Below are 26,439 nucleotides of genomic sequence, written 5' to 3'. Positions count from 1 at the left end.
CACGGCCGCGGTCTCGGCGGTGTCCGCCGTGCCCGAGGTCCGCCAGAACCTGGTCCTCCTGCAGCGACGGCTGGCCGCCAGCGGGGGCACCGTCGTCCTCGAGGGGCGCGACATCGGCACCGTGGTGCTGCCGGACGCCGAGGTGAAGGTCTACCTCACCGCCAGCCCGGAGGTGCGGGCCCGGCGCCGCACCGACCAGGACCTGGCCGCCGGCCGCGAGGCCGACTACGACGAGGTGCTGGCCGCCGTCATCGAACGCGACCGCAAGGACTCCACGCGCGCCGCGAGCCCCCTGAGGCCCGCCGACGACGCCGTCGTCATCGACACCTCCGACCTCACCCTGGACGAGGTGCTCGACCGCCTGGTCGCGCTCGCCGAGGGGATCCACGCGTCGCACGGCGCCACCGCAGAAGGGAACGCACTGTGACCACCAACGAGGACAGCACCGACTTCGACCTGCCCACCGGGCCCGGCGAGGAGACCATCGAGGACGGCTGGAACGACGACACCGACTGGGAGGCGGTCGCCGCGGAGTTCGCCGACGAGATCGGGGCCGTGACCGGGGGCGTGGAGATTCTGCCCACCGTCGCGATCGTCGGCCGGCCCAACGTCGGCAAGTCCACCCTGGTCAACCGGATCATCGGCCGCCGGGAGGCCGTCGTCGAGGACGTCCCGGGCGTCACGCGCGACCGGGTCTCCTACGAGGCGCTGTGGAACGGCCGCACCTTCATGGTGCAGGACACCGGTGGCTGGGAGCAGGATGCCAAGGGCATGCACCGCTCCATCGCGCAGCAGGCCGAGATCGCCATGGGCACGGCCGACCTCATCGTGCTGGTGTGCGACGGCACGGTGGGTATCACCGCCGCCGACGCCACGGTGGCCAAGAGTCTGCGTCGGTCCGACACCCCGGTCATCCTCGCCGTCAACAAGGTCGACAGCGAGAAGGCCGAGCTGGAGGCGGCCGAGTTCTGGTCCCTCGGCCTGGACGAGCCCCACGCCATCTCCGCCGCCCACGGTCGCGGCACGGCGGACCTCCTCGACGAGATCCTGCGGCAGCTGCCGTCCAAGGCGAGGATGCGCGAGGCCACCGACGTGCCGCGGCGCGTCGCGCTCGTCGGCAAGCCCAACGTCGGCAAGTCGAGCCTGCTCAACAAGCTGACCGGCGAGGAGCGCTCGGTGGTCGACAACGTCGCCGGCACCACCGTCGACCCCGTCGACTCGCTCGTGGAGCTCGGGGGACGCACCTGGCGGTTCGTCGACACCGCCGGCCTGCGCCGCAAGGTCAACCAGGCCTACGGTCACGAGTACTACGCCTCACTGCGCACCCGCGGAGCGATCGAGGCGGCCGAGGTCGTCGTCCTGCTCCTCGACGCCTCGGAGCCCATCACCGAGCAGGACCTGCGGGTGATCTCGATGGTCGCCGACGCCGGCCGTGCGCTGGTGATCGCCTTCAACAAATGGGACCTGGTCGACGAGGACCGGCGGTACGACCTCGACAAGGAGATCGACCGCGAACTGTCCCGGGTGCTGAGCTGGGCCCACCGGGTCAACATCTCGGCCAGGACCGGCCGCGCCCTGGCCAAGCTCGTGCCCGCGATGGAGACGGCGCTGGACTCCTGGGACAAGCGGATCCCCACCGGGCCCCTCAACACGTGGATGAGCGAGGTCGTCGCCGCGACCCCGCCGCCCATGCGTGGTGGTCGTCTGCCGCGGATCAGGTTCTGCACCCAGGCCACCACCCGGCCCCCGACGTTCGTGTTCTTCTCCACGGGGTTCCTCGAGGCCGGGTACCGGCGCTTCCTCGAGCGTCGTCTCCGTGAGACCTTCGGCTTCGACGGTTCCCCGGTCCGGGTGAACGTGCGGGTCAAGGAGCGTCGACAGCGCAAGTGACCTGCCGATTGGAGTCCGACGGAACCGGTGCGCTAGGGTAATCGAGTCGCCGCGCGAGCCGCGGTGGCGGACGGGCTGTGGCGCAGCTTGGTAGCGCACTTGACTGGGGGTCAAGGGGTCGCAGGTTCAAATCCTGTCAGCCCGACACAGTGAAACCCCAGGTCAGAGAAATCTGACCTGGGGTTTCATCGTATCTGTCGGCTCTGGCGTCCCCCGGTGCACGGGAGGGGCGCGGTCCGGTTCCCGGTCGTGGTCGCTACCTCGGCCTTGACCCCGCTATGCCGTGCCGGGTGTGATGGCGGGCATGACAGAGGATGTTCGGTTCACCAGTACGAGGGGCCCCGAGCTCGCCGGCGCGCTGGAGGCCCCCGAGGGCGGGCAGCGCGGGTGGGGGCTGTTCGTGCACGGCTTCACACTGGGCAAGGACTCGCCGGCCGCGTTCCGCATCTCCCGCAGCCTCGCCGAGGAGGGGATCGGGATGTTGCGCTACGACAATCTCGGCATCGGTGAGTCCGACGGTGTCCTGGGCGACGGGTCGTTCTCCGTGAAGGTGGCCGACACGGTGCGTGCCGCGGAGTTCCTGGCAGACCGGGGGACCCCGCCGGATCTGCTCGTCGGCCACTCGTGGGGCGGGGCCGCGGCGATCCTGGCGGCGCAGGAGATACCGAGCGTCAGGGCGGTGGTGACCATCGGGGCGCCCGCCGAGCCCGCCGAGGTGGAGCGGCACTACGACGCGATCGCCGGCACGGTCCTGGAGGAGGGCAGTGGCACCTGGTCGATGGGCGGCCGCGCGATGACTCTGAAGCGGGAGTTCGTCGAGGACGTGCGCCGGGCAGACCTCATCGGCCGGGTGCACACGCTCGACCGTCCACTCCTGGTCATCCATTCGCCCACAGACGCGACGGTGGGCATCGACAACGCCGCCCAGATCTTCCGGGCGGCACTCCACCCGCGCAGCTTCGTCTCGCTGGAGGGGTCGGACCACTTCCTCACGGTGGACGGGCAGGCACAGCGAGCCGCGAAGATCATCAGCGCCTGGGTCGACCAGTACCTCTGACGCGCCGGCCCGGTGGTGGCGCCGGGGAACACGGGGGCGGGGCTTACCGTTGTATCCGATAGGTATCCCGTGAGAGGAGCCGCGCGCCGGACGCGCGGGCGAGGAGGGGCATGGCCGACGAGCGCACGCCACAGACGGCACGGGACCGGATCGTGTCCGACGTCGACCGGATGTGCCGGGGGGAGGGGCAGGCCCCGGTGGCGGAATTGTCCGACAGGGCCGCGTTGCTCGTGGCCTGCGGGCTGGTCGAGCCCCGCATCGGCGACGTCGTCCTGGCCCGGTTGCACCGTAATCTCCCGTTCCCGACGGTCAACGGGTTCCACCAGGTCCGGATCATCGAGGAACAACGCCACGATCTCCGTCGGATCCTCGGCACCCCGGTGCCGTCGATGTTGCGGATGGCGTTGCGAACGCGGTTGGCGGATCTCGACCGGAGGTATCTCGTCCTGCGGACCGGGTTCACACGGGGTACCGGCGTTTGGGCGTTCCGGGTGAAGGACATCCGCGCCGACCGTCGGCGCGGTGTGCACCTGGACACCGATGACCGCGGCCGGTTGTTCGACGCACTGGCGTCGACGCCGACGATGGCCGCCGTCCCGCTCGTGCCCCGGACCCTCGCGGAACTCGGGACCGTCGCCGCGGCCAGGGGGCAGCGCGAGATGGGCAGGGTGGTGCTGCCGCAGCGGGTGCAGTCGGTGGTCCAGTCGCTGCCCTCGCTCCCGCACATCCGGGCGGACCGGCGCCGGATCCCGGAGATGTACACGGCCATGCTCATGGAGGTCGGCGGTCTGTACGACCGGTTGTCCCGCGCCTACGCGCGGGGCGGACGGTCGGTCGAGGAGATCCGGTTGCAGTTCGACGCCGAGTCGGAGGTGGTCGGACTCGCCGGGGACCTGTGTCGACTGCGCGAAGCGGCGGCGACGGCCGGGGTGCCGCCCGCCAGCGACGGATTCACCACCCTGACGGGCATGGGCTCGTCGATCGACGGGGTGTGGGTGGAGGTCGTCGACCGGGCGGTCGCGTTCCGAGAACTCGTCGAGTCGGTGGAGGCGCGAGCGGATGCCGCGGTGGCGGAGGCGGAACGCCTCGCCGGGATCGCGCGCGACAACGGTGTGGCATCGCCCGCGACGCCCTACCGCCCCTCACCGGCGGACGTGGTGGCGGAGAATCTCGCGGCCCGGGCGGGGGATCGCATGCTCTCGACGGAGGCCATGCGGCGGTTGCGGGGCCAGATCGACCCGGAGGGCTAGACGCCGTGACCGGCGGGGCACGTCCCCGCCCGCGTCCCGCCTGCGTACGGTGGACGCATCTGTTCGTGACCGGGAAGGACTCCACGCGTGGGATTGGCCAACCGCTTCTGGAAGCTCATGGGCTCCACCCAGGGACGCGACACCTCGCGCGCGCAGAGCGCTGTCGAGGCCTCGCACGAGTACGACGGGTGGGCGGCGGGACTGGACGACGGCGAGTTCGCGGACACGGCGCACGACCTGCAGCTCTTCGGGGATCCTCCCGAGGACCTCGCCCGCTTCCTCGCACTGGCCAGGGAGGCCGCCGACCGGACGGTGGGGCTGAGGCCGTTCGACGTCCAACTCCAGGGCGCGTTGCGCATGTTCTCCGGCGACGTCGTGGAGATGGCGACGGGCGAGGGCAAGACCCTCTCCGGGGCGGTGGCGGCGGCGGGGTACGCCCTCCAGGGACACACCGTCCACGTCGTCTCCGTCAACGACTACCTCGCCGCCCGGGACGCCCGCTGGATGGGCCCGATGTTCGAGCTGCTGGGACTGTCGGTCGGCCACGTCACCGAATCGTCGACACGCGATGAACGGCGTGTCGCCTACGGCTGCGATGTCACCTACGGCTCGGTCTCGGAGATCGGTTTCGACGTCCTCCGCGAGCAATTGGTGACGAACCCGTCGGACCTCATCTCCCCGACGACGGACGTGGCCCTCGTGGACGAGGCCGACTCGGTGTTGGTGGACGAGGCTCTCGTTCCGCTGGTGCTGGCGGGGTCCACCTCCGGGGAGGCGCCGACGGGGGAGGTCCTGGCCGCGGTGCGCAAGCTGCGCCCGGGGCGGCACTACGAGACCGATTCCGAGCGGCGCAACATATTCCTCACCGAGGACGGCGCCGAGGCCGTCGAGACCGAACTCGGCATCGCCGACCTGTACGACGCCGACCACGTCGGTACCACCCTCGTCCAGGTCAACGTGGCCCTCCACGCGTGCTTCCTCCTGCGCAGGGACGTGGACTACATCGTCCGCGACGGACGGGTGCAGCTGGTCAACGCGTCGCGCGGGCGCGTTGCCGAGCTCCAGCGGTGGCCGGACGGGCTCCAGGCCGCCGTGGAGGCCAAGGAGGGCGTCCCCGTGTCCGAGGCGGGCCAGATCCTGGACAGTCTCACGGTCCAGGCCTTCATCGGGCGGTACGACAAGGTGTGCGGCATGACCGGTACCGCGCTCGCCGCCGGTGCCCAACTGCGTGAGTTCTACTCCCTGGGCGTGTCCCAGATCGACTCCAACGCCCCGAACATCCGTTTCGACGAGGCCGACCGGACCTACATCGACACCGACAGCAAGACGCGCGCCGTGGTCGAGCACATCGTGAGCGTCCACGCCACCGGCCAGCCGGTCCTGGTGGGCACACACGACGTGGCCGAGTCCGAGGAACTGGCCGCGCGGCTCGCCGAGAAGGGTGTCGACTGCGCGGTCCTCAACGCCAAGAACGACGAGGAGGAGGCGGCGATCATCGCCGAGGCGGGCGACGTGGGGAACGTCACCGTCTCCACCCAGATGGCCGGCCGCGGGACGGACATCCGGCTCGGTGGTTCCGACGAGTCGCGGCGCGACGAGGTCGTGGAGCTCGGCGGACTGCACGTGGTGGGTACCGGTCGACACCGGACGGAGCGACTCGACAACCAGCTCAGAGGACGGGCGGGGCGTCAGGGCGACCCGGGTAGCTCGGTGTTCTTCGCGTCCATGGACGACCCGGTGGTGACCTCGGCGCTCGAACCCGAGAAGATCCCGACCGCCCACGACCGGATCACCGGGTTGCTCAAGGGCAATCGCGGTCGTGACGCCGTCGATCACGCGCAGCGGGTGACCGAGGGACAGATGCTGGAGATCCACGCCAACACCTGGCGCTACAGCCGTCTCCTCGCCGAGCAGCGCGACATCCTCGCCGAGCGACGTGCCGCGCTGCTCCGCACGGACAAGGCGTTCGAGGAACTCACGGCACATGATCCCGAACGGAGTGCCCGACTGGTGGAGGCGCACGGCCGCGACGCCGTGGTGCAGGGATGCCGCGAGATCATGCTGTGGCATCTCGACCGTGGTTGGGCGCGACATCTCGAGACGATGAACGACGTCCGCGAGTCGATCCACCTCCGCGCGCTGGGACGCGAGAACCCCCTCGACGAGTTCCACCGGATCGCGATCGACCACTTCCGCGATCTCGCCTCCGACGCGGTCCGCAAGTCCGAGACCACGTTCGCCGAGATCGAGTTCACCGCCTCCGGGGTGGACCTCGAGGCCAATTCCATGGCACGGCCCACCTCGACCTGGACCTACATGGTCCACGACAACCCGATGGCGGCCGGCGGGAACGTCTTCTCCGGGATGATGTCGACGTTCCGATGAGTGCGGCGCGTGACGGTCGACGGGAGACCGACCTCCGGGAATGGCGGACCGGCGAGGGCAAGGTCCTCGGGGCCAGGATCCCCCCGCCGCGGGACGGCCACCTGTCCGCGGCGGTCCCGCCGGGCCTGGGCCCCGAATCGCCGGCCCGCGTACCTGAGGTCAGCGATCGGTTCTGGACGCTGCCCAACGCGATCTCGCTCGCGCGGATCGCGCTGATCCCGGTTCTCATCCTGAGCATCCTGGCGTGGGACGACCCACCCCTGGCCTTGTGGTTGCTCGGGGTGTTGGTCATCTCGGACTGGCTCGACGGCAAGATCGCGCGTCTGTGGAATATGCGCTCGACCTGGGGCGAGCGACTGGACCCGATCGCGGACCGGATCCTCGTCGCCGCCGTGCCGGTGGCCTTCGCGGTCGCGGGATACATCCCCGTGTGGATCGTGGTGGTCCTGATCGCCAGGGACCTCCTGCTGACGGCCACGCTCCCGGTCTATCGCCGGCGCGGGCTGGACCCCGAGGTCACCTATCTGGGCAAGGCGGCGACCTTCGCCCTGTTCTGGTCGCTCCCGCTGTTGCTGGCCGGCCACGCCGGTGTGCCGGGTGGACAGGCCTTCCAGCTCGTGGGGGAGGCGTGCCTGTACTGGGGTGTCGGCCTGTACGCCTGGAGTGGGGGCATCTACGTGTGGCAGGCGTGGCGGATCGCGCGGGCGGTTCCCCCGCGCGGGGTCCGATCGGCTGATGTGGGGGCGCCCGACGGTGTGTAATGTCGCCAGATGGAATTCGAAGTGAGCCACTCGAGAAGGGCGCGTCAGTGAGCGATCAGAACATCCCCGACCAGCTCCGGTACACCGATGAGCACGAGTGGGTGGAGCGGGTGTCGGACACCCGCGTGCGCATCGGAATCACCGAGTACGCGCAGTCCAAGTTGGGCGACATCGTGTTCGTCCAACTCCCGGACGTCGGTGGGGAGACCGAGTCGGGTGAGCCCTTCGGTGAGGTCGAGTCGCCGAAGAGCGTGTCCGACCTCTACGCGCCACTGAGCGGCAAGGTCGTCGAGGTCAACACCGCCCTCGAGACGTCTCCCGAACTGGTCAACTCGGATCCGTACGGTGAGGGGTGGATCGTCGTCCTCGAGATCGCCGATGTGGACGACCTGGAGTCCCAGCTCGAGCAGACCCTCGATTCGGACGGGTACGCCAAGATCACTGAGGGCTGAGCGGGTAGTCGCCGCCCCCGGGCCCCGCGACCGGGGACTCCGACATAGAATCAACAGCACCGCACGGTGAGCCCCCGCTGGGCTCGGACGAGGAGATACGAACGTGACCGAGAACAAGAACATGCCCGAGGCGACCGCCGAGACCACCTCGGTGTTCCGTGCCGAGCTCCTCAACGAATCCGACCAGCAGGCGGCCCAGTCCGACTCCGCCGTCACCGGTGTCGAAGGGCTCCCCGAGGGGCAGGCGCTGCTCGTGGTCAAGCGTGGCCCCAACGCGGGGTCGAGGTTCCTGCTCGACCAGGCCACCACGTCCGCGGGACGGCACCCGGACAGCGACATCTTCCTCGACGACGTGACGGTGAGCCGGCGGCACGCCGAGTTCCGGAGCGAGAGCGAGACCTTCACCGTCGTCGACGTGGGGTCGCTGAACGGTACCTACGTCAATCGTGAGCCCGTGGACTCGGCGTCGCTGTCCAACGGCGACGAGGTCCAGATCGGCAAGTTCCGTCTCGTCTTCCTGACGGGTACGCCCGGGCAGTGACCGCCGCCGGGCAGGGCGCCCCGAGGGAGGAGTACCTCTCCATCGGGGGCGTCATCGCACTTCTGAGTCCGGAGTTCCCGGACCTGACGGTGTCGAAGGTCCGGTTCCTCGAGAACGAGGGGCTGGTCACCCCTGAACGCACCGCGAGCGGGTACCGGCGCTTCAGCGTCGAGGACCGCGAGCGGCTGCGGTACGTCCTGACCGCCCAGCGCGATCGGTATCTGCCCCTCAAGGTGATCCGGCAGGAGCTCGACGCGCTGGACGCCGGCATCGCCGACGGGTCGACCACCGCGCTGCGGCCGCGGCCCGGCGAGGACGGCGTCCCCGGGTCGACCCCGGACGACTTCCGAAGCGACACCCTGAAGAGGCTCACCCGCGAGAACGTGGTCGAGCAGTCCGGGGTGGACGCCGCTCTGGTCGACGCGCTGATCGACGCGGGCCTGATCGCCGCGGGCCCCGGCGGGTTCTTCGACCCGGAGGCGGTGCTCGTGGCGCGGACCGCGCACGACCTGGCCGCGCACGGGGTGGATGTGCGTCACCTCAGGGGGTTCCGCACGGCGGCGGATCGGCAGACCGGGTTGATCACCCAGATCGCCGGCCCGGTGGCTCGCCAGGGCGATGCCGATGCCCGTGACCGGGCCGCGGAGTTGGCGCGGGAGATCGCGGCACTGTCGGTGTCGCTCCATTCGACCCTGGTGACCGTCGCCGTGAGGCACGCCCTCGAGTCCTGACGGGAACAGCGCCCGCTCGCGGTGAACCGGATCGGGGCTACGCTTGAGACGTGGGAGAGGCGGAGAACATGGGAAAGAACATGCGCGAGGTCGACATCGTCGGCGTCCGTTTCGAGGAGCCGGAGTACGCACCCGTATTGATCCTGCACGAGAAGGACGGTGGCCGGTACGTACCGATCTGGATCGGGGCGGCCGAAGCCGCGGCGATCAGCCTCCAACAGCAGGGGGTGCGGCCGAGCAGGCCGCTGACCCACGACCTCGTGGCCGCGCTACTGGACACCTTCTCGCATCCGCTGGAGCAGGTGGAGATCATCGGAGTGTCCGAGGGGACGTTCTTCGCGGAGTTGGTCTTCGGCGACACGAGGGTGTCCGCGCGCCCGTCCGACGCGGTGGCGGTCGCACTGCGGACCTCCTCGCCGGTACTCGTGAGCCGGGAGGTGCTCGACGAGGTGGGGATCTCCCTCGTGGAGCAGGGCGAGGAAGAGGTCGAAGCCTTCCGGGAGTTCCTCGATCAGGTGAACCCTGACGATTTTCTCGGCGGACCGGAGGCGCCCAGAGAACCGGGCGGGTCATCGTCCTGACGCCTGCGACCTGCGAGTTTGGCATTCACAGTGGCCACACCGATACCAGTTCGCAGGTCAGGACAGACTCTAAACTTCAACTTGAGGTTGAGGTTTACCGCGTGTCCTATTGATCAGGGCCCCCGGCGGGCATAGCGTTGCCCTCAGTGAACTACACCGATGGTGTTCACGCGTCCAGGATCCGGGCCTCGTCGCCCGGTACCGTGTCGTCACGATCGTGGCGACACCCGCAGCTTGAGGGAGCAATCGTGGCCGACCACACCCGGGTCTCGGAGCCGTCCGTCGCCGATACGAACACGGAGAGTCTCTTCGGGGACCGAGGAGAGGGCACCCAGGCTTCCTTCGACGAGGTGCAGCCCGGGTTGTTCCCCGATGACGGGATCCCGGACGGCACGAGCGGGTACCGGGTCCCGATCGCATGCCAGATCGCCGGGATCACCTACCGGCAGCTCGATTACTGGGCACGCACCGACCTCGTGGTGCCCTCGATCCGCAATGCGGCCGGCTCGGGTAGCCAGCGCCTGTACTCGTTCAAGGACATCCTCGTCCTGAAGATCGTCAAGCAGTTGCTCGACACCGGTATCTCGCTCCAGAACATCCGGAAGGCCGTGGATCAGATCCGGTCACGGGGCGTGGAGGACCTGGCCACCATCACCCTGTTCTCGGACGGCCGCACCGTGTTCGAGTGCACCTCCAAGGAGGAGGTGTTCGACCTGCTCCAGGGCGGGCAGGGCGTGTTCGGCATCGGTATCGGGGGCGCGATGCGTGAGCTCGCCGGGTCGATCGCCGAGTTCCCCGCGGAGACGGTCTCCGAGGACGACATCCTGGCACCGGTGGAGGACGAGCTGGCGGCCCGTCGGCGCGCTCGCGCCTCACGCCGCACGGGCTGATCGGCGCCGGTGGTCTAGACTCGGCCATGCGTTCACGCGACTCACGGGAGAGCTCCGCGTCCTTGTCGGTCGCGGGCGCCGAAGGAGCAACTCCTCTCCGAGAATCTCTCAGGCACCCGGACCGTGTAGTCGCCTAACGCCTCTGGAGAGCGGTGGAACAGACCACCCGCCCACGGGGAAAGCCGGGGCCGCACACGCGGCCCGGTGAATCTCTCAGGCGCCGGCACCCGTCCGGCAGGGGACAGAGCGGAGAGGGTAGCACCGGCCCGCAGGCCGCCCTTCCGGGCGGCCCCGCCACCTGAGGAGCACCTGTGACGACGACCCCTGACACCGCCCGGACCGGAGGCGAGTTCGTCGCCCGCCACCTGGGCCCCGACGCCCACGGCCTGGAACGCATCCTCGACACCATCGGCGTGGGTTCACTGGATGAACTCGCCGAGCGGGCCGTCCCCTCGGTGATCCTCGACGAGGTGGGACCGGACGGCCGCGCGGAGGGGATCGACGCGCTACCGGAGCCGCTGTCGGAGGCGGACACCCTCGCGGCGCTGCGCGAACTCGCCAACCGCAACACCGTCGCCGTGTCGATGATCGGCCAGGGCTACTACGACACGCTCACTCCGCCGGTGCTGATCCGGAACATCATCGAGAGCCCGGCGTGGTACACGGGCTACACCCCCTACCAGCCGGAGATCAGCCAGGGCCGTCTCGAGGCGCTCCTGAACTTCCAGACGATGGTCTCCGACCTGACCGGCATGGACATGGCAGGCGCCTCCATGCTGGACGAGGGCACGGCCGCGGCCGAGGCCATGACGATGCTGCGACGGGCCAACCGCTCCTCTAAGAGCCCCCGCTTCGCCGTCGACACCGACATCTTCCCCCAGACCGCGGCGATCCTCGCCACCCGCGCGGAGCCCCTGGGCATCGAACTCGTCACGGCGAACCTGGTGGACGACGGCCTGCCCGAGGGCGAGTTCTTCGGGGCGCTCGTGCAGACCCCCGGCGCGTCCGGTCGTGTCGCCGACGTGTCCCGGCTCATCGAGCAGTGCCACGAACGGGGCGCCATGGTCGCCGCGGGTGTCGACCTGCTGGCGGCGACGGTCCTGACCCCCGCGGGGGAGAAGGGTGCGGACGCGTGTTTCGGCACCACCCAGCGCTTCGGGGTGCCGATGGGCTTCGGCGGGCCGCACGCCGGTTTCCTCGCGTGCCGCAGCGCGCACGCCCGCAACCTGCCGGGTCGACTGGTCGGGGTGTCGACAGACGCCGACGGACAGGTCGCGTACCGGCTCGCCCTCCAGACCCGTGAGCAGCACATCCGCCGCGAGAAGGCGACATCCAACATCTGCACCGCCCAGGTCCTCCTGGCGGTCCTGGCCGCGATGTACGCGTCCTATCACGGCGCCGACGGTCTCTCGGCGATCGCCCGCCGGGTGCACGCCCACGCCGACGCTCTCGCCCGGGGGCTGCGCTCGGCCGGGGTCGAAGTGGTCCACGACGCGTTCTTCGACACGGTCCTGACCCGTGTACCGGGACGCGCTGATGAGGTACTGGCCGCCGCCGCCGCGCGCGGGGTGAACCTGTGGAAGGTCGACGACGACTCCGTGTCGATCGCGTGTGACGAGGCCACCACCGCCGAGCACGTCGGGATCGTGCTCGAGGCATTCGGCGCAGGTGCCGTCGGGGCCGTCGAGATCTCGGCGGATCCGGGCTACGGTGACCGGACGAGCGCGTTCCTCCAGCACGAGGCGTTCGTGCGGTACCGCACCGAGACCGCGATGCTGAGGTACCTGCGGGCGCTCTCGGACAAGGACATGGCGCTGGACCGGACCATGATCCCGCTGGGCTCGTGCACGATGAAGCTCAACGCCACCACCGAGATGGAGCCCATCACGTGGCCGGAGTTCAACCGACTCCACCCGTTCGCCCCGGCGGACCAGAGCGCCGGACTCCGCGAACTCGTCGCGGATGTCGAGCAGTGGCTCGTCGACATCACCGGGTACGCGGCGGTCAGTCTGCAGCCCAATGCCGGTAGCCAGGGCGAATACGCCGGACTCCTCGCGATCCGCGGTTATCACCGATCGCGCGGGGAGGAGGACCGGACGGTCTGCCTCATCCCGTCGTCCGCCCACGGCACCAATGCCGCCTCCGCGGTCATGGCCGGAATGAAGGTCGTCGTGGTGGCGTGCCGTGAGAACGGCGATGTCGACGTCGACGACCTGCGCGCGAAGGTGGACAAGTACGGCGCCGAATTGTCGGCGATCATGATCACCTACCCGTCCACACACGGCGTCTACGAGCACGACATCGAGGAGATCTGCGCGATCGTCCACGATGCCGGGGGTCAGGTCTACATCGACGGGGCCAACCTCAACGCGCTGGTCGGGGTCGCGCGCCCGGGCCGGTTCGGGGGCGACGTGAGCCACCTCAACCTGCACAAGACCTTCTGTATCCCCCACGGTGGCGGTGGGCCGGGTGTCGGCCCCGTCGCGGTGGCCGAGCACCTGCGCGATTTCCTGCCCGGGCATCCCCACGAGGACGGCCTGGGCGCGGGTGGCGTGGTCTCCTCGGCCGCGTTCGGCTCCGCGTCGATCCTGCCCATCACGTGGGCGTACGTGCGGATGATGGGGGCCGACGGACTGCGCCGGGCCACGCTCACCGCCATCGCCAGCGCGAACTATCTGGCCCGGCGTATCGGGGAGCACTTCCCGGTGCTGTACTCCGGTGACGGCGGGTGGGTCGCCCACGAGTGCATCCTCGACCTGCGCCCGCTCATCGACTCGGTCGGCATCTCGATCGACGACGTCGCGAAGCGTCTCGCCGACTACGGCTTCCACGCGCCCACCATGAGCTTCCCGGTGCCCAACACGCTCATGGTCGAGCCGACCGAGAGCGAGGACCTTTCCGAACTGGACGCGTTCTGTGATGCGATGGCGGCGATACGCGCCGAGATCGACCGGGTCTCCGACGGTGAGTGGACGGTGGACGACAACCCGCTGCGGGGCGCGCCCCACACGGCCCAGAGCGTGTCCGCCGACGAGTGGACGCACGCCTACCCGCGCAGCGTCGCGGGGTACCCCCTGGGGTCGACCTGGCGCCCGAAGGTGTGGCCGGCCGTCCGCCGGATCGACGGGGCCTACGGCGACCGCAACCTGCTCTGCTCGTGCCCGCCGTTGGACGCGTTCGCACAGGACTGAACCGGCGCCGGGGTCCGGTGTTGTCGTACCCGCATGACACGGTACGGGGCATGACGACGACCGGACCCCACCCGATCCCCGCACTCCCCGCGGCCTGCCGCGAGTGGTGCCGCGCGCAGCCTCCCGCGCTGCTGGTCGCCGACGAGTACGTCGGGATCGATCTGGACCTGTGGAACCTGCGCCTCGCGGAGAAGCGCGTCGACCTACGCCTGGTCGCCGGTGGCCTCGACGGCGGGCGGGTCGAGTCCGGGCCCGGGTACCTCCGCAGGAGCGACCTGTGGGCGGCGGGTCGGCGTGCCCGGGGCAGTCTCGAGGAATCCGTCGTGGCGCTCTACATGTGCGCCGCCTGGCTGTCCGGCCACCCGTCGCGATCGGGGGTGCGGCGCGGGCTGCCGGACTTCCGGGTGGCCGAGCGGGACCGGCACGGTCGGGTATCGGTCTCCTCCCACGGATACCCACTCGTGCTGCACGAGGTGGTGGACTGGCTCGACGCGCCGGTGGAGGCGATGAACCTCCTGCGGCACGGGGCTCCCGCCGGCAGAGCGGGGCGCGGCGTTCCCGACCTGGGGTACCCCCTGGCGTCGCTGTACCTGTCGTCGTTGGGCATGGCCTGGTCGGCGCCGGATATCGTGCCGGTCGATCCGGCGGGGATCGGCACCCTGATCCACGCCGGCTGGACCGAGATCGACTCGGCCTCCCGGCTGACCCCGCGGCGCTACCAGCGTTACCTGGACGTGGTCGCCGCGTGGGCTCGCGAGGCGGCCGTCGACCCGCTGGTGATCGAGATGTGGCTCGTCGGGGAGTGGCACGACCGGCGGGCGCCGGCCGACTGCTCGGGCGCGTCCGACCGGACGCATCGGGAAACCCGCCCGCGCTGACCCGGTGGCGCGCTAGGGTCCGCTCCATGGAACCCCGGAGAACGACCGTGGACGTCCCGGCAGGCACCCTCGACGTCCTGGTGTGGGAGCCGGACGGCCACGCGGCCGACACTGCACCGGTGCGGACGGTGTTGGCCCTGCACGGCTTCCCCGAGTCGGCGTGGGAATGGGAACGCGTCGCCGCGGACCTGGTGACTCAGGGTGTCCGGGTGGTGGCCCCCATGCAGCGTGGATACTCGCCCGGAGCGCGTCCGCACGATGTGGCGGACTATGCCATCGAGCACCTGTCGGCTGACGCCCTCGCCGTGGCGGACGGTCTGGGGCTCGAGCGTGTCCACGTGGTCGGTCATGACTGGGGGGCGTCCGTGGCATGGTGGCTGGCCGCCCACCACGCCGATCGGGTCGCGAGTCTCACGGCCATCTCGATCCCGCATCTCGCGGCGTTCTCCGATGCGATCGGGGCGGATCCCGATCAACAGGCCCGGTCGGCGTACTTCGGATTGTTCCGACAGGAGGGCAAGGCCGAGGACGTGCTCCTCGAGGGGGATGCTCACCGATTGCGTGCCATGTTCGGCGGGCAGGTACCGCCGGATCTGGTGGACAGGCATCTCGAGGTGCTCGGGGAGCGCTCGGCCCTGACCGCGGCCCTGCACTGGTACCGCGCGATGCGGAGGTACGACCTCCCCGACGTCACGGTCCCCACCACCTTCCTGTGGGGCGGGCAGGATCCCGCGGTCGCGCGCAGCGGGGCCGACGCGACGGCGGAGCGGGTGACGGCCGAGTACCGTTTCGTCCCGCTCGATGACCTCGGTCACTGGATACCGGAACAGGCCCCCGCGTTGGTGGCACGCGAGGTCCTGGCCCGGATCGCCTGACCGCCCCGAGGCGTGTCAGTCCTGCCGCAACTCCCGCTTGAGAAGCTTTCCGGACTGGTTGCGGGGCAGTTCATCGACGAACACCACCCGCTTGGGCACCTTGAACGGGGCGAGGTGCTCGCGCGTGCCCGCGACGATCTCGTCCTCCGTGGCGTGAACTCCGTCCTTGAGGACGACGACCGCGGTCACCGCCTCGATCCACTTGGGATCCGGGGTGCCGATCACGGCGACCTCGGCGACCCGCTCGTCCCGGTACACGGCGTCCTCCACCTCGCGGGAGGCCACCAGGACACCGCCGGTGTTGATGACGTCCTTGATCCGGTCGACCACCTCGACGAACCCCTCCGGGTCACGCACCACGAGGTCCCCGGAGTGGAACCACCCGTCGCGGAACGCCTCCTGCGTGGCCTCGGGCTTGTTCCAGTACCCCTGGCACAGTTGCGGGGAGCGGTAGACGATCTCACCCTGCTCGCCGGCCGCGACCTCCGCGCCGCTCTCGTCGACGACGCGCGCCTCGACGAAGAAGACGGGACGGCCGGCACTGGCCGGGCGTGCATCGTGCTCCTCGGGACGCAGGACGCACGCCAGCGGCCCGATCTCGGACTGCCCGAAGCAGTTGTAGAAACCGAGCTCGGGGTACTTGTCGCGCAGGCGCTGCAGCACGGTGACCGGCATGATCGACGCGCCGTACTGGGCCTTGCGCAGGCTCGACAGGTCACGCGTGTCGAGGTCGGGGTGGGAGGCCAGCGGAACCCAGACCGTCGGTGCGAGGAACAGCGACCCGATCCCGTCCTCCTCGACGCGCCGGAGGATCTCCGGGATGTCGGGCGCGGCCATCAGGTGCACCGTCGCCCCCAGCGAGAGGTAGGGCATCGCGAACACGTGCATGGCCGCGGAGTGGTACAGCGGCATCGTCACCAGTGGTGCGTCATCCGCTGCGAGGTCGAGGGAGAGGATGCAGCTGACGTACTCGTGTGCCAGTGCCGCGTGCGTCATCATCGCGCCCTTGGGCCGCGAGGTGGTGCCCGAGGTGTACAGAAGCTGCGCGAGGTCGCTCCCGGATGCGGGGGAGTCGACGGGCCGGGCCTCGCCCCGATCCACTGCCGCGCCCAGCAGCGTGCCGTCGGCGGGGTCCCCGGCGGCGGGTTGCAGCGCGAGCGTCTGCAGCGACGGCAGGGTCTGGACGACGGTCTCGAGGGTCGGCGCCTGTGCGGGGTCGACCAGCACGAGTGAGGCGCCGGAATCCGTCAGGAGGTACTCGAGCTCTCCGCCCGTCAGGGCGTAGTTCACCGGGACGTGGGTGTACCCCGCCCGTGAGGTCGCGAGAAAGCCGATGAGGTAGGCGTCCGAGTTGACCCCGTAGGCGGCGATCCGCGCACCGTCGTCGAGCCCCCGAGCGGCGAGCAGGGAGGCGACCCGGTCGACGGCGGTGTCGAGTTCGGCGTAGGTCCAGCGACGGTCGGCGAAGGTCAGGGCGACCCGGTCGGGGAACCGGCGGGCGGACCGTCGCAGGATCGCGTCGACGGTCCCGGCGCCGGCGGACGAGAGGGGGGACAGAGGGGTCGTGGTCATGGTCCGACTCTATAGCGGACGGTGACGTCGTACCCCGGGTGGTCAGTCGCCGGACCGGAGGAGGTCCAGGACGGCCCGGGGGATCTCCCCGGTGGCCTCGCGCGGGGTCCACGGTTCACTCGGGACCCACTGGGATCCGCATCCGCGGCACGCGAACAGCGGCTCTCCCCGACGCTCGACCGGGGTCTCGTTCCAATTGCACAGGTCGCGGCAGGAGCGCACGCGCAGGGGTGCGAGGTCGGGGTCCGGGCGGCGTCGCGCGAGCGAGCGGAGGGAAGCGAAACCAGTCATGTCACCAGCGAGGATAGACCGTCGGGAAGGCCGGGGGTGGATGCGCGGCGTCCGGTGGCGGTACGGGGCGGGTCGGTGGCCGCCCGGTGCGACGGCGGTATCCTGATCGGATCGGATCGCAGGGTGAACGGAGTGGACCGATGAGCGCATGCCCGTGCGGCAGTGGGGACGGGTTCGGGACGTGCTGCGGTCCGATCGTCGAGGACGGCCTTCCGGCGCGCACCGCCGAGCGGTTGATGCGGTCGCGGTACACGGCGTTCGTGCTGGGGCACACGGACCATCTCTGGCGCACGTGGCATCCCCGGACCAGGCCGCCGACGGTCGAGGCATCCGAAATGGAGTGGACCGGGCTCACCGTCGTGGAGGTGGTCGCCGGAGATGAGGGCGACGACGACGGGGTGGTCGAGTTCGAAGCGCGGTACACCGGCCCGGAGGGCCCGACCGTGATGCGGGAACGGTCGCTGTTCGAGCGCAGGGGCGGGCGCTGGACGTACCTGACGGGGTCGGATCCCGCGGGCGACTAGGACCGGGCGGGGTCGTCGGGCTGGCGGGTCACGATGAACGAACCGATCGTGCCGGGGGTGGTCACATCGATCCGGCCGATCCTGACACCGCGGGGCACCGTCCAGGCCACCATTCCCCGGATCTCCTCGCCGCGGGTGGCCAGGACCGAGGGGACCAGCGGGTCGTCGACGATTCCCGCGGGGTTCTGGATCCGCTCGAAGGGTCGTCCCGAGGGGTCGAAGGCGGAGAAGTCGGCCGGACCCAACTCGGGCTGCCCGGACGACTGCACGGCACGGACATCCACCACCAGCACGGCGTCCGAGTACGCGGAGGACGGCTCGATCCGCAGGTTCGACACGGTGACGGTGGCGTCCCACAGATCGCCCGAGACGGGGAACGGGCGGTCGAACTGCTGGGATGAGGGCAGCGGGCCGCTGGGCTCCGCGGTGGGGGCGGGCACGGCGCGTTCGTCGTCGTCGCCGAGGAGCGACGGAGAGCAGGCACTGGTCAACACGGTCGCCACCGTGACCACGGCGGCGAGGGCGGCGCGACGCATAGGGGCGCTCCTGTGGCGGGATCGTGCGCCGGGCCGGTCCCGGCAGTCCCTGATCCTACGGCCCGTCGGGGTCGGGGTCATCGGAGGCTCGCAGGTCCCGCGAGTGTTTGCCCGCGACCCGGCGTACGAGGTCCGGGTAGACGTCATCGAGCTCCGCGGAGATCTCGGCCAGCTGGATCTTGAAGTTGACCGGCACGAACACCCGGTCGACGAACTCCGACTCGGCGGTGATCGCCTCGCCGTCGAAGACGTACCGGCACCACAAGGAGTCGCGGTTGAGGATCGCGACCTCGGTCTCCGCGGCGGCCGCGTCCTCCACCGCCGACACCAGCGGACTGCGGAACACGATGAGCGGCAGGGAACGGTGCGCGCGCACGAAGAGCAGGACGCACCCGGCGGGGACGGTGAAGACATCGTGCTCGTCGGCCCGGACGCGCCGCCGGTAGACCTCGGTGAGGGCCGCTTCCACAGCCCGGGTCGCCTGGTCCGGATCGGTGATCGGCTGCGGGCGGAAGTCATCCTCGCCGCCCGGGGGGCTCCCGGCGTCGGACGGGTCCCCGTCCGGGTCCCCGTCCGGAGCCCCGGGCTCGACCGGACGCGCGCCGACGAGGTCATCCGGATCGGAGTCGGTGACATCGTGCAGGAACACCGGGTGTCGGATCCCGAACACCTGTTCCAGGGTCCCGGCGACGAGGTGGGACAGCTCGCGGGCCCGGTCCGTCGTCAGGCTGACACGTGGGCCGGCGGCGGGATCCGGTTCACGACCCGTGTCGGCGGCCTGCCATCCGAGGGCCGAGAGCTGCGCCAGTTGCGCGGGGCGCAGGGGGGTGGGGGTGTCCTCGGAACCGCCGCCGGAGACCTCGGCGTCGACCCGCCCGGAGGCGACGGCGGTGAACCGGATGTACGGCGTGTGCGCGGAGGGCGCACCGAGGACGGGTACCGCCAGGTCGAAGATCGCGCCGGGGACCAGGTCGCGCAGGAGATCGGCCAGGTGGGAGGCGAAACGGTCCCACCCGGCCGCGATCGACGCGTCCACGTCGAACTCGAATGCCGGCATGCAAGGCAGTCAACCACCGAGCCACCGTCTCCGTGAGCGGTTCGACAGGGTCCGGCGCACGGGTCCCGGCGCGCGCCGATCAGTTCCCGGTCGGCGGATGCCCTGCCTGATAGTCCGACCAGTACTCGTCGGAGCCGTCGAACCCGACCCTGATGCCGCCGCGGTGCTCGATGATCTCCGGTTGGATCGGCGCGATGGTCCGGGACGCGGCCAGTGCGGAGTCGACGTCAGCGAACTCGGCGAGGTGGCGTAGCTGGGTCCAGGTGGGCGGCAGCAGCATCGAGTGGCCCGTACGGAAGTCCGCCAGCAGGTCCACGGGGCGGGCCCACATGGTCAGGTCCACCTCGGTGGTCAGGTCGTCCGGCTCCTGCCCGCCCGGCAGTGCGGCGAGGAAGAACCGGGTGTCGTACCGGCGCTTCTCGACCTCGGGAGTGATCCAGTGGTCGAACGGACGGAGACGGCCGGCGGCCAGCGAGAGCTCCTCCCGCTCCAGGAAGCCGCTGAACGACAATTCGTGGGCTTCGAGCTCGGCCCGGGCCGAGTGGTACCTGCCGGCATCCGAGACCGCGGCTCCGTCGAGGTGATCCGCCAACAGGACACCGCACTCCTCGAACGTCTCCCGGGCGGCGGCGCAGACCAGCCGGCGGGCCCGCGGCTCGTCGCACCCGAGGCGCTCGGCCCACCAGGTGGGGGCCGGGCCCGTCCACGCGAGGTCGGGGTCGTCGTCGGCGGCGTCCACCCCTCCACCCGGGAAGACGGTCATCCCACCGGCGAACGCCATACCCTTGACGCGGCGGGCGACGAACACCTCCGGGCCGGCGGTGGAATCGCGGATCACCATCACGGTGGAGGCGTCCTTGACGGGGCGGGCGGTGCTCTGGTCAACCTCGGTCATGCTGTCAGTCTCGCCCGACGCGGTGGCGCGCCCCACACCGGGGTGGGTGTGGTCAGTCGGAACCCGTGGCGGCCGGAGGCAGGACGCCGTAGAGCACGTGGCGGACCTGCTCGGTGACAGTCCCGCGGCTGTCGCTGACGGGGGAGCGCTCCACCCCGCACCGCACGATGGTCATGTAGAGCACGTCGAACACGGTCTGGGCCGGACCGGCGAGGTCGTCCGCGGTCGCGGAGGTGCCCGAGTGACCTGCGAGGACGCCGGCGATGAGGTCGCGAAGCTCTCCGAGGATGCGTTGCGCCTCCGCGCGGTGCGGCCCGGGCTCCCCGAACAGCGTCTCGCGGTGGTACGCCGCGATGTTCTCCGGCTGCCTGTCGAGCGCCACCAGGAGAGGTTCGCACAGGGTGACGAGATCGTTCACCGGGTCGCCGGTGGCCGGGACGGTCTCGACCATCGCGCGGAACTCGTCGTTGGCGACCATGCACAACAGTTCGCCCTTGGACTGCGCGTACCGGAACAGCGTCCCCGTCCCGACCTCGGCCAGATCGGCGACCTCCTGGGTGGTCACCGAGGAGTAGCCGCGACGGGTGAACAGGTCGCGGGCGGCCGCGTGGATGCGCCGCTGCTTGTCGGCCTTGTTCAACTCGCGGCGGCCGGGTTCGCGGGTGGGGGTCACGAGAACCACTCGGTCGGCGGGCCGGCCATCAGCAACAGCGAGAACACGATCGCCACCACGACGAGCGTCGCCACCAACGCGAGGGCGGGCGACCGCACCGCGAAGGCCAGCACGCGCTCCGGGAGCGTACGCGGGGCGTCGCCCTCCGGGCCGACCCGCCACGGGCCGTCGAGCAGTCCACGACGCTCCACCGAACGCTCGAACGGGACGGTCGCATAGGGGATCACGGCGGAGGCCAGACCGAGGACACCGGTCCCTGCGGTCCACCGCTTGTCGGTCCAGACCGCGACGGTGGCCACCGCGTAGCAGAGGAACACGAACCCGTGGACGCTGCCGCCGACCATGGTCGCCCAGTCGAATCCCAAGCCGTACTTGCCGATCATTCCCAGGATCAGGAGCGTCCAGGTGACCACCTCCGCGAGCGCGAGTCTTTTGTACAGGATGCGGGGGGTCACAACTGTCCTCCATCGATCGGGTCGGGGTTCGTCGCACATGCTACGGACCCGGGCCGCGCGGGTAGGTTCCAGGTCGGGGGCGGGTTCACCCGTGGAGGGCGAGTGAGGCGAAACGCACCTCGCCCGCCGCGTCGCAGGCCGCCAGGTCCACCACACCCTCGATCGCCCAACCGTGGTCGCCCTCCGGGTCGTCGAGCACCTGCCGGACCCGCCACGTATTGGTCTCCACGCCGGGGCCCGACTCGGTGACCGTGAACAGTGCGGGGCCACGGGCCGCCGGACCGGTTCCGATGGCGTCGTACTCGTCCCAGTAGGCGTCGATCTCCGAGTCCCAGTCGGGGTGGTCGGGCACGTCGGCGTCAAGTTCCGCCAACCGCTCGATGTCGTCGTGCGAGAGCAGTTCGACGCGGCGGAACATCGCGTTGCGCACCATCACGCGGAACGCGCGCCTGTTCGCGGTGACGGGCCTGGTGTTCCCGGCGGACTCACCGAACGCGAGCTCCGCGACCTGGGCGGACGACACATCCGGGTCGGTGAGGAGCTCCCACTCGTCCAGCAGGCTCGAGTCCACCTGTCGGACGAGTTCGCCCAGCCACTCGACCAGGTCCTCGAACTCCTCGGAGCGTCGGTCGGCGGGGACGGTCTGGCGCAGTGCCCGGTAGGCGTCGGTGAGGTAGCGCAGGACGGCTCCCTCGGAGCGGCCGAGCCCGTAGGCCGAGACGAGGTCCGAGAACGTCATGCCCCGTTCGACCATCTCCCGGATGACCGATTTCGGTGACGGTTCGATCCCGGCGACCCACGGATGCCCTGCGCGGTAGGCGTCGTAGGCGTCGGCGATGAGGTCCCCGAGCGGCTTGGGCCACGAGATGTCCTCGACCAACTCCATGCGCTCGGAATACTCGACCCCGTCGGCCTTGAGCGCCCCGATCGCCTCCCCACGGGCCTGGCGCTGCTGGGCGTACAGGATCGGCCGGGGATCGTCGAGCACGGCCTCGATCACCGAGACCAGGTCCAGCTCGGGGGTGGGGGACTCCGGGTCGAGCACCTCCATCGCGGCGATCGCGAACGGCGCCAGCGGCTGGTTCAGCGCGAAATCCCGTTGGAGGTCCACCGTCAGCCGGACGTGCCGCCCGTCGCCGTCGGGCTCCGGGAGCCGTTCCACGATCCCGGCGGCCTCCAGTCCGCGGAACAGCTCGATCGCGCGGAGCACGTGCCGACGTACCCGCGCGCGGGTCTCGTGCGAGGACAACAGCAGGTGCCGCATGTGGTCGTAGCAACTGCCGGGTCGGGAGATGATGTTGAGCAGCATCGAGTTGCTCACCTCGAAGCGACTGGTCAGTTGCTCCGGCTGCGCGCCGACGAGCTTGTCGAAGGTCGACCGGGACCAGTTGACGAACCCCTCGGGGGGCTTCTTCTTGCCCGCCTTGGCCTTCTTCTTGGGGTTGGCGGCGGCCTTCGCGGCGGCCTTGGCGTTCTCGATCTCGTGCTCGGGGGCGAGCACCACCACGAACCCCTCGGTGTCGAACCCGGCCCGACCGGCACGGCCCGCGATCTGGTGGAACTCGCGGGCCTTGAGGACCCGCTGACGACGGCCGTCGAACTTGGTCAGGCCGGTGAACAGCACGGTCCGGATGGGCACGTTGATCCCGACGCCGAGGGTGTCCGTTCCGCAGATGACGGTGAGCAGGCCGTCCTGCGCCAGCCGCTCCACCAGCCGCCGGTATTTGGGGAGCATGCCCGCGTGGTGGACGCCGATCCCGTGGAGCAGGAGTTTGCGCAGGGTGCGGCCGAACGCGGTGCTGAACCGGAACCCGCCGATCTCCTCGGAGACCGCGGCCTTGCGCTCCTTGGTCGCCACCGAGAGCGAGGTCAACGCCTGGGCCTGTTCGAGTGCGGCGGCCTGGGTGAAGTGGACGATGTAGACGGGGGCCTTGCCGTCACGGAGGAGCAGTTCCACCGTCTCGTGGACGCCGCTGAGCTCGTACTCGAACGACAGGGGGACGGGGCGTTCGGTGCCGCCGATGTGCACGCACTCCCGACCCGTGCGCCGACGCAGGTCCTCCCGCAACCAGTCGATGTCCCCGAGGGTCGCGGACATGAGCAGAAACTGCGTGTCGGGCAGTTCGATGAGCGGCACCTGCCAGGCCCACCCGCGGTCCGGCTCGGAGTAGTAGTGGAACTCGTCCATCACCACCTGGCCGATGTCGGCGGCCGACCCCTCTCGCAGGGCGATGTTGGCGACGATCTCGGCGGTGGCGCAGACGATGGGGGCGTCGGCGTTGACCGAGGCGTCGCCGGTGAGCATGCCCACGTTCTCGGCGCCGAAGACCTCGCACAGGGCGAAGAACTTCTCGCTGACGAGCGCCTTGATGGGGGCGGTGTAGTAGCTGCGGACACCTCGTGCCATCGCCGAGAAGTGGGCGCCCAGTGCCACGAGGGACTTGCCGGAGCCTGTGGGGGTGGCCAGGATCACGTGGCTGCCGGCGGCGATCTCGAGGACGGCTTCCTCCTGCGCCGGGTACGGCGTCAGCCCCCGGTCGGCGGCCCACGCCACGAACGCGTCGAACACCGCCTCGTCGTGCAGGTCGGCGGGGACGTCGTCGAGGTCGGCGAGGAGGTGGGGCAGATGCACCGGTCCGAGCCTAGTCGCCGGGGTCGGTCAGCCGTTCATCTCCGGGCCCCGGCCCGACCCGTCGTCCTCGGCCTGCTGGGCCAGGAACCGCTCGAACTCGGCACCGATCTCGTCGCCGGAGGGCAACGGCTTGCCGCCGGGGTTGAGTGAATCGGAGCCCAGCCGCGTCTCCATGAACTGGTCGTACTGCTTCTCCATGAGCTCGACGGCGGTGAGGACCTCGGGGTTGTTCTCGATCTGCGCGTTGACCTGCGCGGTGAACTCCTCGGCGGCCTTCTCCAGTCCGGTGGTCGGCAGCTCGAGGTCCGCGAGCCGCGAGACGTTGTCGACGAGGTTGAGCACCGCCGCGGGGTACGCGGTCTGGGAAAGGTACTGGGGGACGTGCACGGTGAAGCCCGCGGACGGGATCCCGTGCTCGGCCATCCGCAGCTCGAGCAGTGAGGTCACGTTGCCGGGCACGGAGAACTCGCCGGGCCAGGCGGTGAACCCCTGGATGAGGTCCACATCACTGGCGTGGGCGCTGGAGTTGGTCGGCCGGGTGTGCGGCACGCCCAGCGGCATGGCCCCGAGTCCGATCGACATGCGGACGCCGAAGGTGGCGGCCAGATCGATCACGGAGTTGGTGAAGCCGTCCCACTTCAGGTCGGGTTCGAGGCCCGAGAGCAACAGGAACGACGTGCCGTCGGTGGCCTTGACGGCGTGCAGTTGGATCGTCGGCTGGTCGTACTCGGAGAACCGATCGAACGAGTATTTCAGGTGGGGCCGGCGGGACCGGTAGTCCACCAGCTCGTCGACGTCGAACTCGACGATCAGCTGCGAGTCCAGGGTTTCGCGGAGGTGTTCGGCCACGCCCTGGATCGCCTGACCGGCGTCCGAGAACCCCTCGAGTCCGTGCACGAGGACCGGCCCGCGGCCGTCCTCAGAACGCAGGTCGGGAACGGGTTCGATCATTCGGTACAGATCGCTGTGCCTGGCCATGTCGACTCCTCTCGTCACCACACCCCGTCCGTCGGGAGTACGGGGTCGCCCGGTCGTCCATCCGGGACGGGGTTCACAACTGTGACAACGACACCGCGCCCGGGTTGATTCCCCGGTGGCGGTGCCCCTGCCGTTCCCCACAGGTCGTCCCCCTCTCCACAGGCGGGGCGCGACAGGACGCCCGCAGGCCTCCGGTGGCCGACCACGTGCCCGATGGTGAGACCGGTGCACGGCACCTGCGGGCCGGGACCCGGGCGGGGCCCAGGACGCGCGAGACAGGAGACGGATGAGGACGATGACGACCGGCGAGATGATCGACGATGACGGGGCGGACGGACGGGCGACGGTGGTGATCTCCTCGCCGGAGGAGTTGATCGCCTCCATACCGGCGATGCTCGGCTTCCCACCGGGCCGGGGGTCGGTGGTGGTGCTGTGCGGCGAGACGGCCGACGGCGGGCAGGGGCCGGTGGTCCGTATGGATGTCGACGGGTTGCTGGGGGCGGGACGGGGCGACCCCGATGACGACGAGTTTCTCGACGGTCACGACGACGTGGACGGTTATCACGACGGCGGTCCCGACGACGCTTCCGTGGGGCGCTCGAACCCGGCTGTCGATCCCGGTCCCGCGCGCGGGCTGGCGCAGTTCTGCGCGCGGGAGGGGATCGGGTCGGTGCATCTGGTCGTGGTGCACGAGGACTGTGTGGAGGACTACCACGCGGGCTTGCGGGCGGAGGACGCCGCATCGGCGTTCGAGTACTGGCTGGGTGTCGCGGGCACGGAGGTCGCGGCGGCCTACGGCGTCGGCGAGTTCGCCGAGGGCGCGCCGTGGGTGGACCTGTTCGGGATGGTCCGTGGGGTCCAACTCGATCCCGACTCGACGCAGATCGCCGCGGTCCACGCGTACGGTGGCCGGGTCCGGGCCGGCTCGCGGGACGAGATAGACCGGATGTACCTCGTGCGGGACGCGGACGCCTGCGACGAGGATCCCCACGAGTCGGGGCCGCCGCGGGTGGACGGGGCCCGTCGGGTGGCGGAGGCGGTGGTGGCCGAGGCGGTCGAGCGTCACGACGACGCCGCACGTCGACTGGAGGTGGGGGAGAGTGTCGACGACGACGAGCTCGCCGGAATCGGCCGGGACCTGCTCGTCATCGCGGTTCGGGACGAGATCTACCGGCGGCTGGCCCAGCGGGGTCTGGGCGACGGCGACGGCCGACGTCTCGTGTGGTGGGCGGTCGCGCGCCGGAGGCCGGGGCGCGAACGCTCGGTGGCGCTCCTGCTACTCGGCGCCGCGGCCTACTTCGACGGTAGCGGGGTGCACGCCTGGTCGGCCCTGTCGGCGGCCCT

25 protein-coding genes, 1 tRNA gene and 1 riboswitch are annotated in these 26,439 nt (G+C 70.4%); of the genes, 17 read left to right on the top strand and 9 right to left on the bottom strand.

Annotated features, from left to right (window positions below; translation table 11 throughout):
• From G6023_RS02385 to G6023_RS02315, 15 genes are all read left to right on the top strand, one after another.
• The coding region (locus G6023_RS02385) for a (d)CMP kinase (protein ID WP_182633978.1) at positions 1-427 on the top strand (427 nt) is incomplete at its 5' end.
• The gene (gene der / locus G6023_RS02380; RefSeq protein ID WP_347570699.1) at positions 424-1,890 is read left to right on the top strand and encodes a ribosome biogenesis GTPase Der; all 1,467 of its coding nucleotides are present in this window, start codon (positions 424-426) and stop codon (positions 1,888-1,890) included. The genes G6023_RS02385 and der, both read left to right, overlap by 4 nt.
• A gap of 71 nt (positions 1,891-1,961) precedes the next feature.
• Positions 1,962-2,035: transfer RNA gene (locus tag G6023_RS02375), tRNA-Pro, on the top strand.
• Positions 2,036-2,194: 159 nt separating this feature from the next.
• A complete protein-coding gene (locus G6023_RS02370) occupies positions 2,195-2,947 on the top strand; it encodes an alpha/beta hydrolase family protein (protein ID WP_120284272.1) in 753 nt (250 codons plus the stop codon).
• Between the two features lie 110 nt (positions 2,948-3,057).
• Positions 3,058-4,197 (top strand): hypothetical protein, encoded by a 1,140-nt coding sequence (locus G6023_RS02365; RefSeq protein WP_182633977.1) that lies wholly within the window; start codon positions 3,058-3,060, stop codon positions 4,195-4,197.
• Between the two features lie 87 nt (positions 4,198-4,284).
• Positions 4,285-6,582, top strand: coding sequence for an accessory Sec system translocase SecA2 (gene secA2, locus G6023_RS02360; RefSeq protein WP_182633976.1), 2,298 nt, complete (start codon positions 4,285-4,287; stop codon positions 6,580-6,582).
• Entirely contained in the window at positions 6,579-7,343 is a 765-nt protein-coding gene (locus G6023_RS02355; protein ID WP_182633975.1) for a CDP-alcohol phosphatidyltransferase family protein, read from the top strand. The genes secA2 and G6023_RS02355 overlap by 4 nt, the downstream gene beginning before the upstream one ends.
• A gap of 47 nt (positions 7,344-7,390) precedes the next feature.
• Positions 7,391-7,795 carry a glycine cleavage system protein GcvH gene (gene gcvH, locus G6023_RS02350; RefSeq protein WP_067715784.1) on the top strand — a complete coding sequence of 135 codons (405 nt, stop codon included), beginning with the start codon at positions 7,391-7,393 and terminating at the stop codon, positions 7,793-7,795.
• A gap of 121 nt (positions 7,796-7,916) precedes the next feature.
• Entirely contained in the window at positions 7,917-8,336 is a 420-nt protein-coding gene (gene odhI / locus G6023_RS02345) for an oxoglutarate dehydrogenase inhibitor Odhl (protein WP_172812138.1), read from the top strand.
• Positions 8,333-9,067, top strand: a complete 735-nt coding sequence (gene ftsR, locus G6023_RS02340) for a transcriptional regulator FtsR (protein ID WP_096905539.1) — start codon at positions 8,333-8,335, stop codon at positions 9,065-9,067. Before odhI ends, ftsR begins: the two co-directional genes overlap by 4 nt.
• An 80-nt stretch (positions 9,068-9,147) precedes the next feature.
• Positions 9,148-9,648 carry a bifunctional nuclease family protein gene (locus G6023_RS02335; protein ID WP_096907250.1) on the top strand — a complete coding sequence of 167 codons (501 nt, stop codon included), beginning with the start codon at positions 9,148-9,150 and terminating at the stop codon, positions 9,646-9,648.
• A gap of 248 nt (positions 9,649-9,896) precedes the next feature.
• Positions 9,897-10,538, top strand: coding sequence for a MerR family transcriptional regulator (locus G6023_RS02330; protein WP_069390214.1), 642 nt, complete (start codon positions 9,897-9,899; stop codon positions 10,536-10,538).
• 34 nt (positions 10,539-10,572) lie between these two features.
• Positions 10,573-10,672: riboswitch (glycine riboswitch) on the top strand.
• 177 nt (positions 10,673-10,849) lie between these two features.
• Positions 10,850-13,729 (top strand): aminomethyl-transferring glycine dehydrogenase, encoded by a 2,880-nt coding sequence (gene gcvP, locus G6023_RS02325; protein ID WP_182633974.1) that lies wholly within the window; start codon positions 10,850-10,852, stop codon positions 13,727-13,729.
• Positions 13,730-13,779: 50 nt separating this feature from the next.
• On the top strand, positions 13,780-14,607 hold the full coding sequence (locus tag G6023_RS02320) for an 8-oxoguanine DNA glycosylase OGG fold protein (protein WP_182633973.1): 828 nt from the start codon (positions 13,780-13,782) through the stop codon (positions 14,605-14,607).
• 26 nt (positions 14,608-14,633) lie between these two features.
• On the top strand, positions 14,634-15,482 hold the full coding sequence (locus G6023_RS02315; RefSeq protein ID WP_173674757.1) for an alpha/beta fold hydrolase: 849 nt from the start codon (positions 14,634-14,636) through the stop codon (positions 15,480-15,482).
• Positions 15,483-15,497: 15 nt separating this feature from the next.
• On the opposite strand, the gene G6023_RS02310 is transcribed toward G6023_RS02315, so the two are convergent.
• Together G6023_RS02310 and G6023_RS02305 are read right to left on the bottom strand one after the other, a co-directional pair.
• A complete protein-coding gene (locus tag G6023_RS02310) occupies positions 15,498-17,054 on the bottom strand; it encodes a fatty acyl-CoA synthetase (protein WP_096905535.1) in 1,557 nt (518 codons plus the stop codon).
• A gap of 42 nt (positions 17,055-17,096) precedes the next feature.
• Positions 17,097-17,345 carry a hypothetical protein gene (locus G6023_RS02305; RefSeq protein ID WP_206471979.1) on the bottom strand — a complete coding sequence of 83 codons (249 nt, stop codon included), beginning with the start codon at positions 17,343-17,345 and terminating at the stop codon, positions 17,097-17,099.
• A gap of 140 nt (positions 17,346-17,485) precedes the next feature.
• Here G6023_RS02305 and G6023_RS02300 point away from each other — a divergent pair, with 140 nt between their 5' ends.
• Positions 17,486-17,869 carry a YchJ family protein gene (locus G6023_RS02300; RefSeq protein WP_182633972.1) on the top strand — a complete coding sequence of 128 codons (384 nt, stop codon included), beginning with the start codon at positions 17,486-17,488 and terminating at the stop codon, positions 17,867-17,869.
• Here G6023_RS02300 and G6023_RS02295 read toward each other — a convergent pair.
• The 7 genes from G6023_RS02295 to G6023_RS02265 all read right to left on the bottom strand — a co-directional run bounded on the left by G6023_RS02295 (position 17,866) and on the right by G6023_RS02265 (position 25,095).
• Positions 17,866-18,405 (bottom strand): hypothetical protein, encoded by a 540-nt coding sequence (locus G6023_RS02295; protein WP_182633971.1) that lies wholly within the window; start codon positions 18,403-18,405, stop codon positions 17,866-17,868. The genes G6023_RS02300 and G6023_RS02295 overlap by 4 nt on opposite strands.
• Before the next feature lie 55 nt (positions 18,406-18,460).
• Positions 18,461-19,462, bottom strand: coding sequence for a TY-Chap domain-containing protein (locus G6023_RS02290; protein WP_182633970.1), 1,002 nt, complete (start codon positions 19,460-19,462; stop codon positions 18,461-18,463).
• Positions 19,463-19,541: 79 nt separating this feature from the next.
• Positions 19,542-20,357, bottom strand: a complete 816-nt coding sequence (locus tag G6023_RS02285; RefSeq protein WP_067715878.1) for an NUDIX hydrolase — start codon at positions 20,355-20,357, stop codon at positions 19,542-19,544.
• A 52-nt stretch (positions 20,358-20,409) separates the two neighbouring features.
• Positions 20,410-21,030, bottom strand: coding sequence for a TetR/AcrR family transcriptional regulator (locus tag G6023_RS02280; protein ID WP_067715815.1), 621 nt, complete (start codon positions 21,028-21,030; stop codon positions 20,410-20,412).
• Complete coding sequence (locus tag G6023_RS02275) at positions 21,027-21,485, bottom strand: DUF3817 domain-containing protein (protein WP_096905531.1); 459 nt, start codon at positions 21,483-21,485, stop codon at positions 21,027-21,029. Before G6023_RS02275 ends, G6023_RS02280 begins: the two co-directional genes overlap by 4 nt.
• An 85-nt stretch (positions 21,486-21,570) precedes the next feature.
• Complete coding sequence (locus tag G6023_RS02270; protein WP_182633969.1) at positions 21,571-24,117, bottom strand: DEAD/DEAH box helicase; 2,547 nt, start codon at positions 24,115-24,117, stop codon at positions 21,571-21,573.
• 27 nt (positions 24,118-24,144) lie between these two features.
• The gene (locus tag G6023_RS02265) at positions 24,145-25,095 is read right to left on the bottom strand and encodes a proteasome assembly chaperone family protein (RefSeq protein ID WP_067715823.1); all 951 of its coding nucleotides are present in this window, start codon (positions 25,093-25,095) and stop codon (positions 24,145-24,147) included.
• Positions 25,096-25,381: 286 nt separating this feature from the next.
• Between G6023_RS02265 and G6023_RS02260 the strand changes: the two genes are divergently transcribed.
• Positions 25,382-26,439, top strand: a 1,058-nt coding sequence (locus G6023_RS02260; RefSeq protein ID WP_241727624.1) for a DUF4192 family protein, incomplete at its 3' end; no start/stop codon positions are given.

Source organism: Dietzia sp. DQ11-71 (genome assembly GCF_014144995.1).
GTDB classification, from domain to species: domain Bacteria; phylum Actinomycetota; class Actinomycetes; order Mycobacteriales; family Mycobacteriaceae; genus Dietzia; species Dietzia kunjamensis.
Note: the sequence above shows the minus strand (reverse complement) of the source record. Positions and strands in the feature narration are given on the sequence as shown.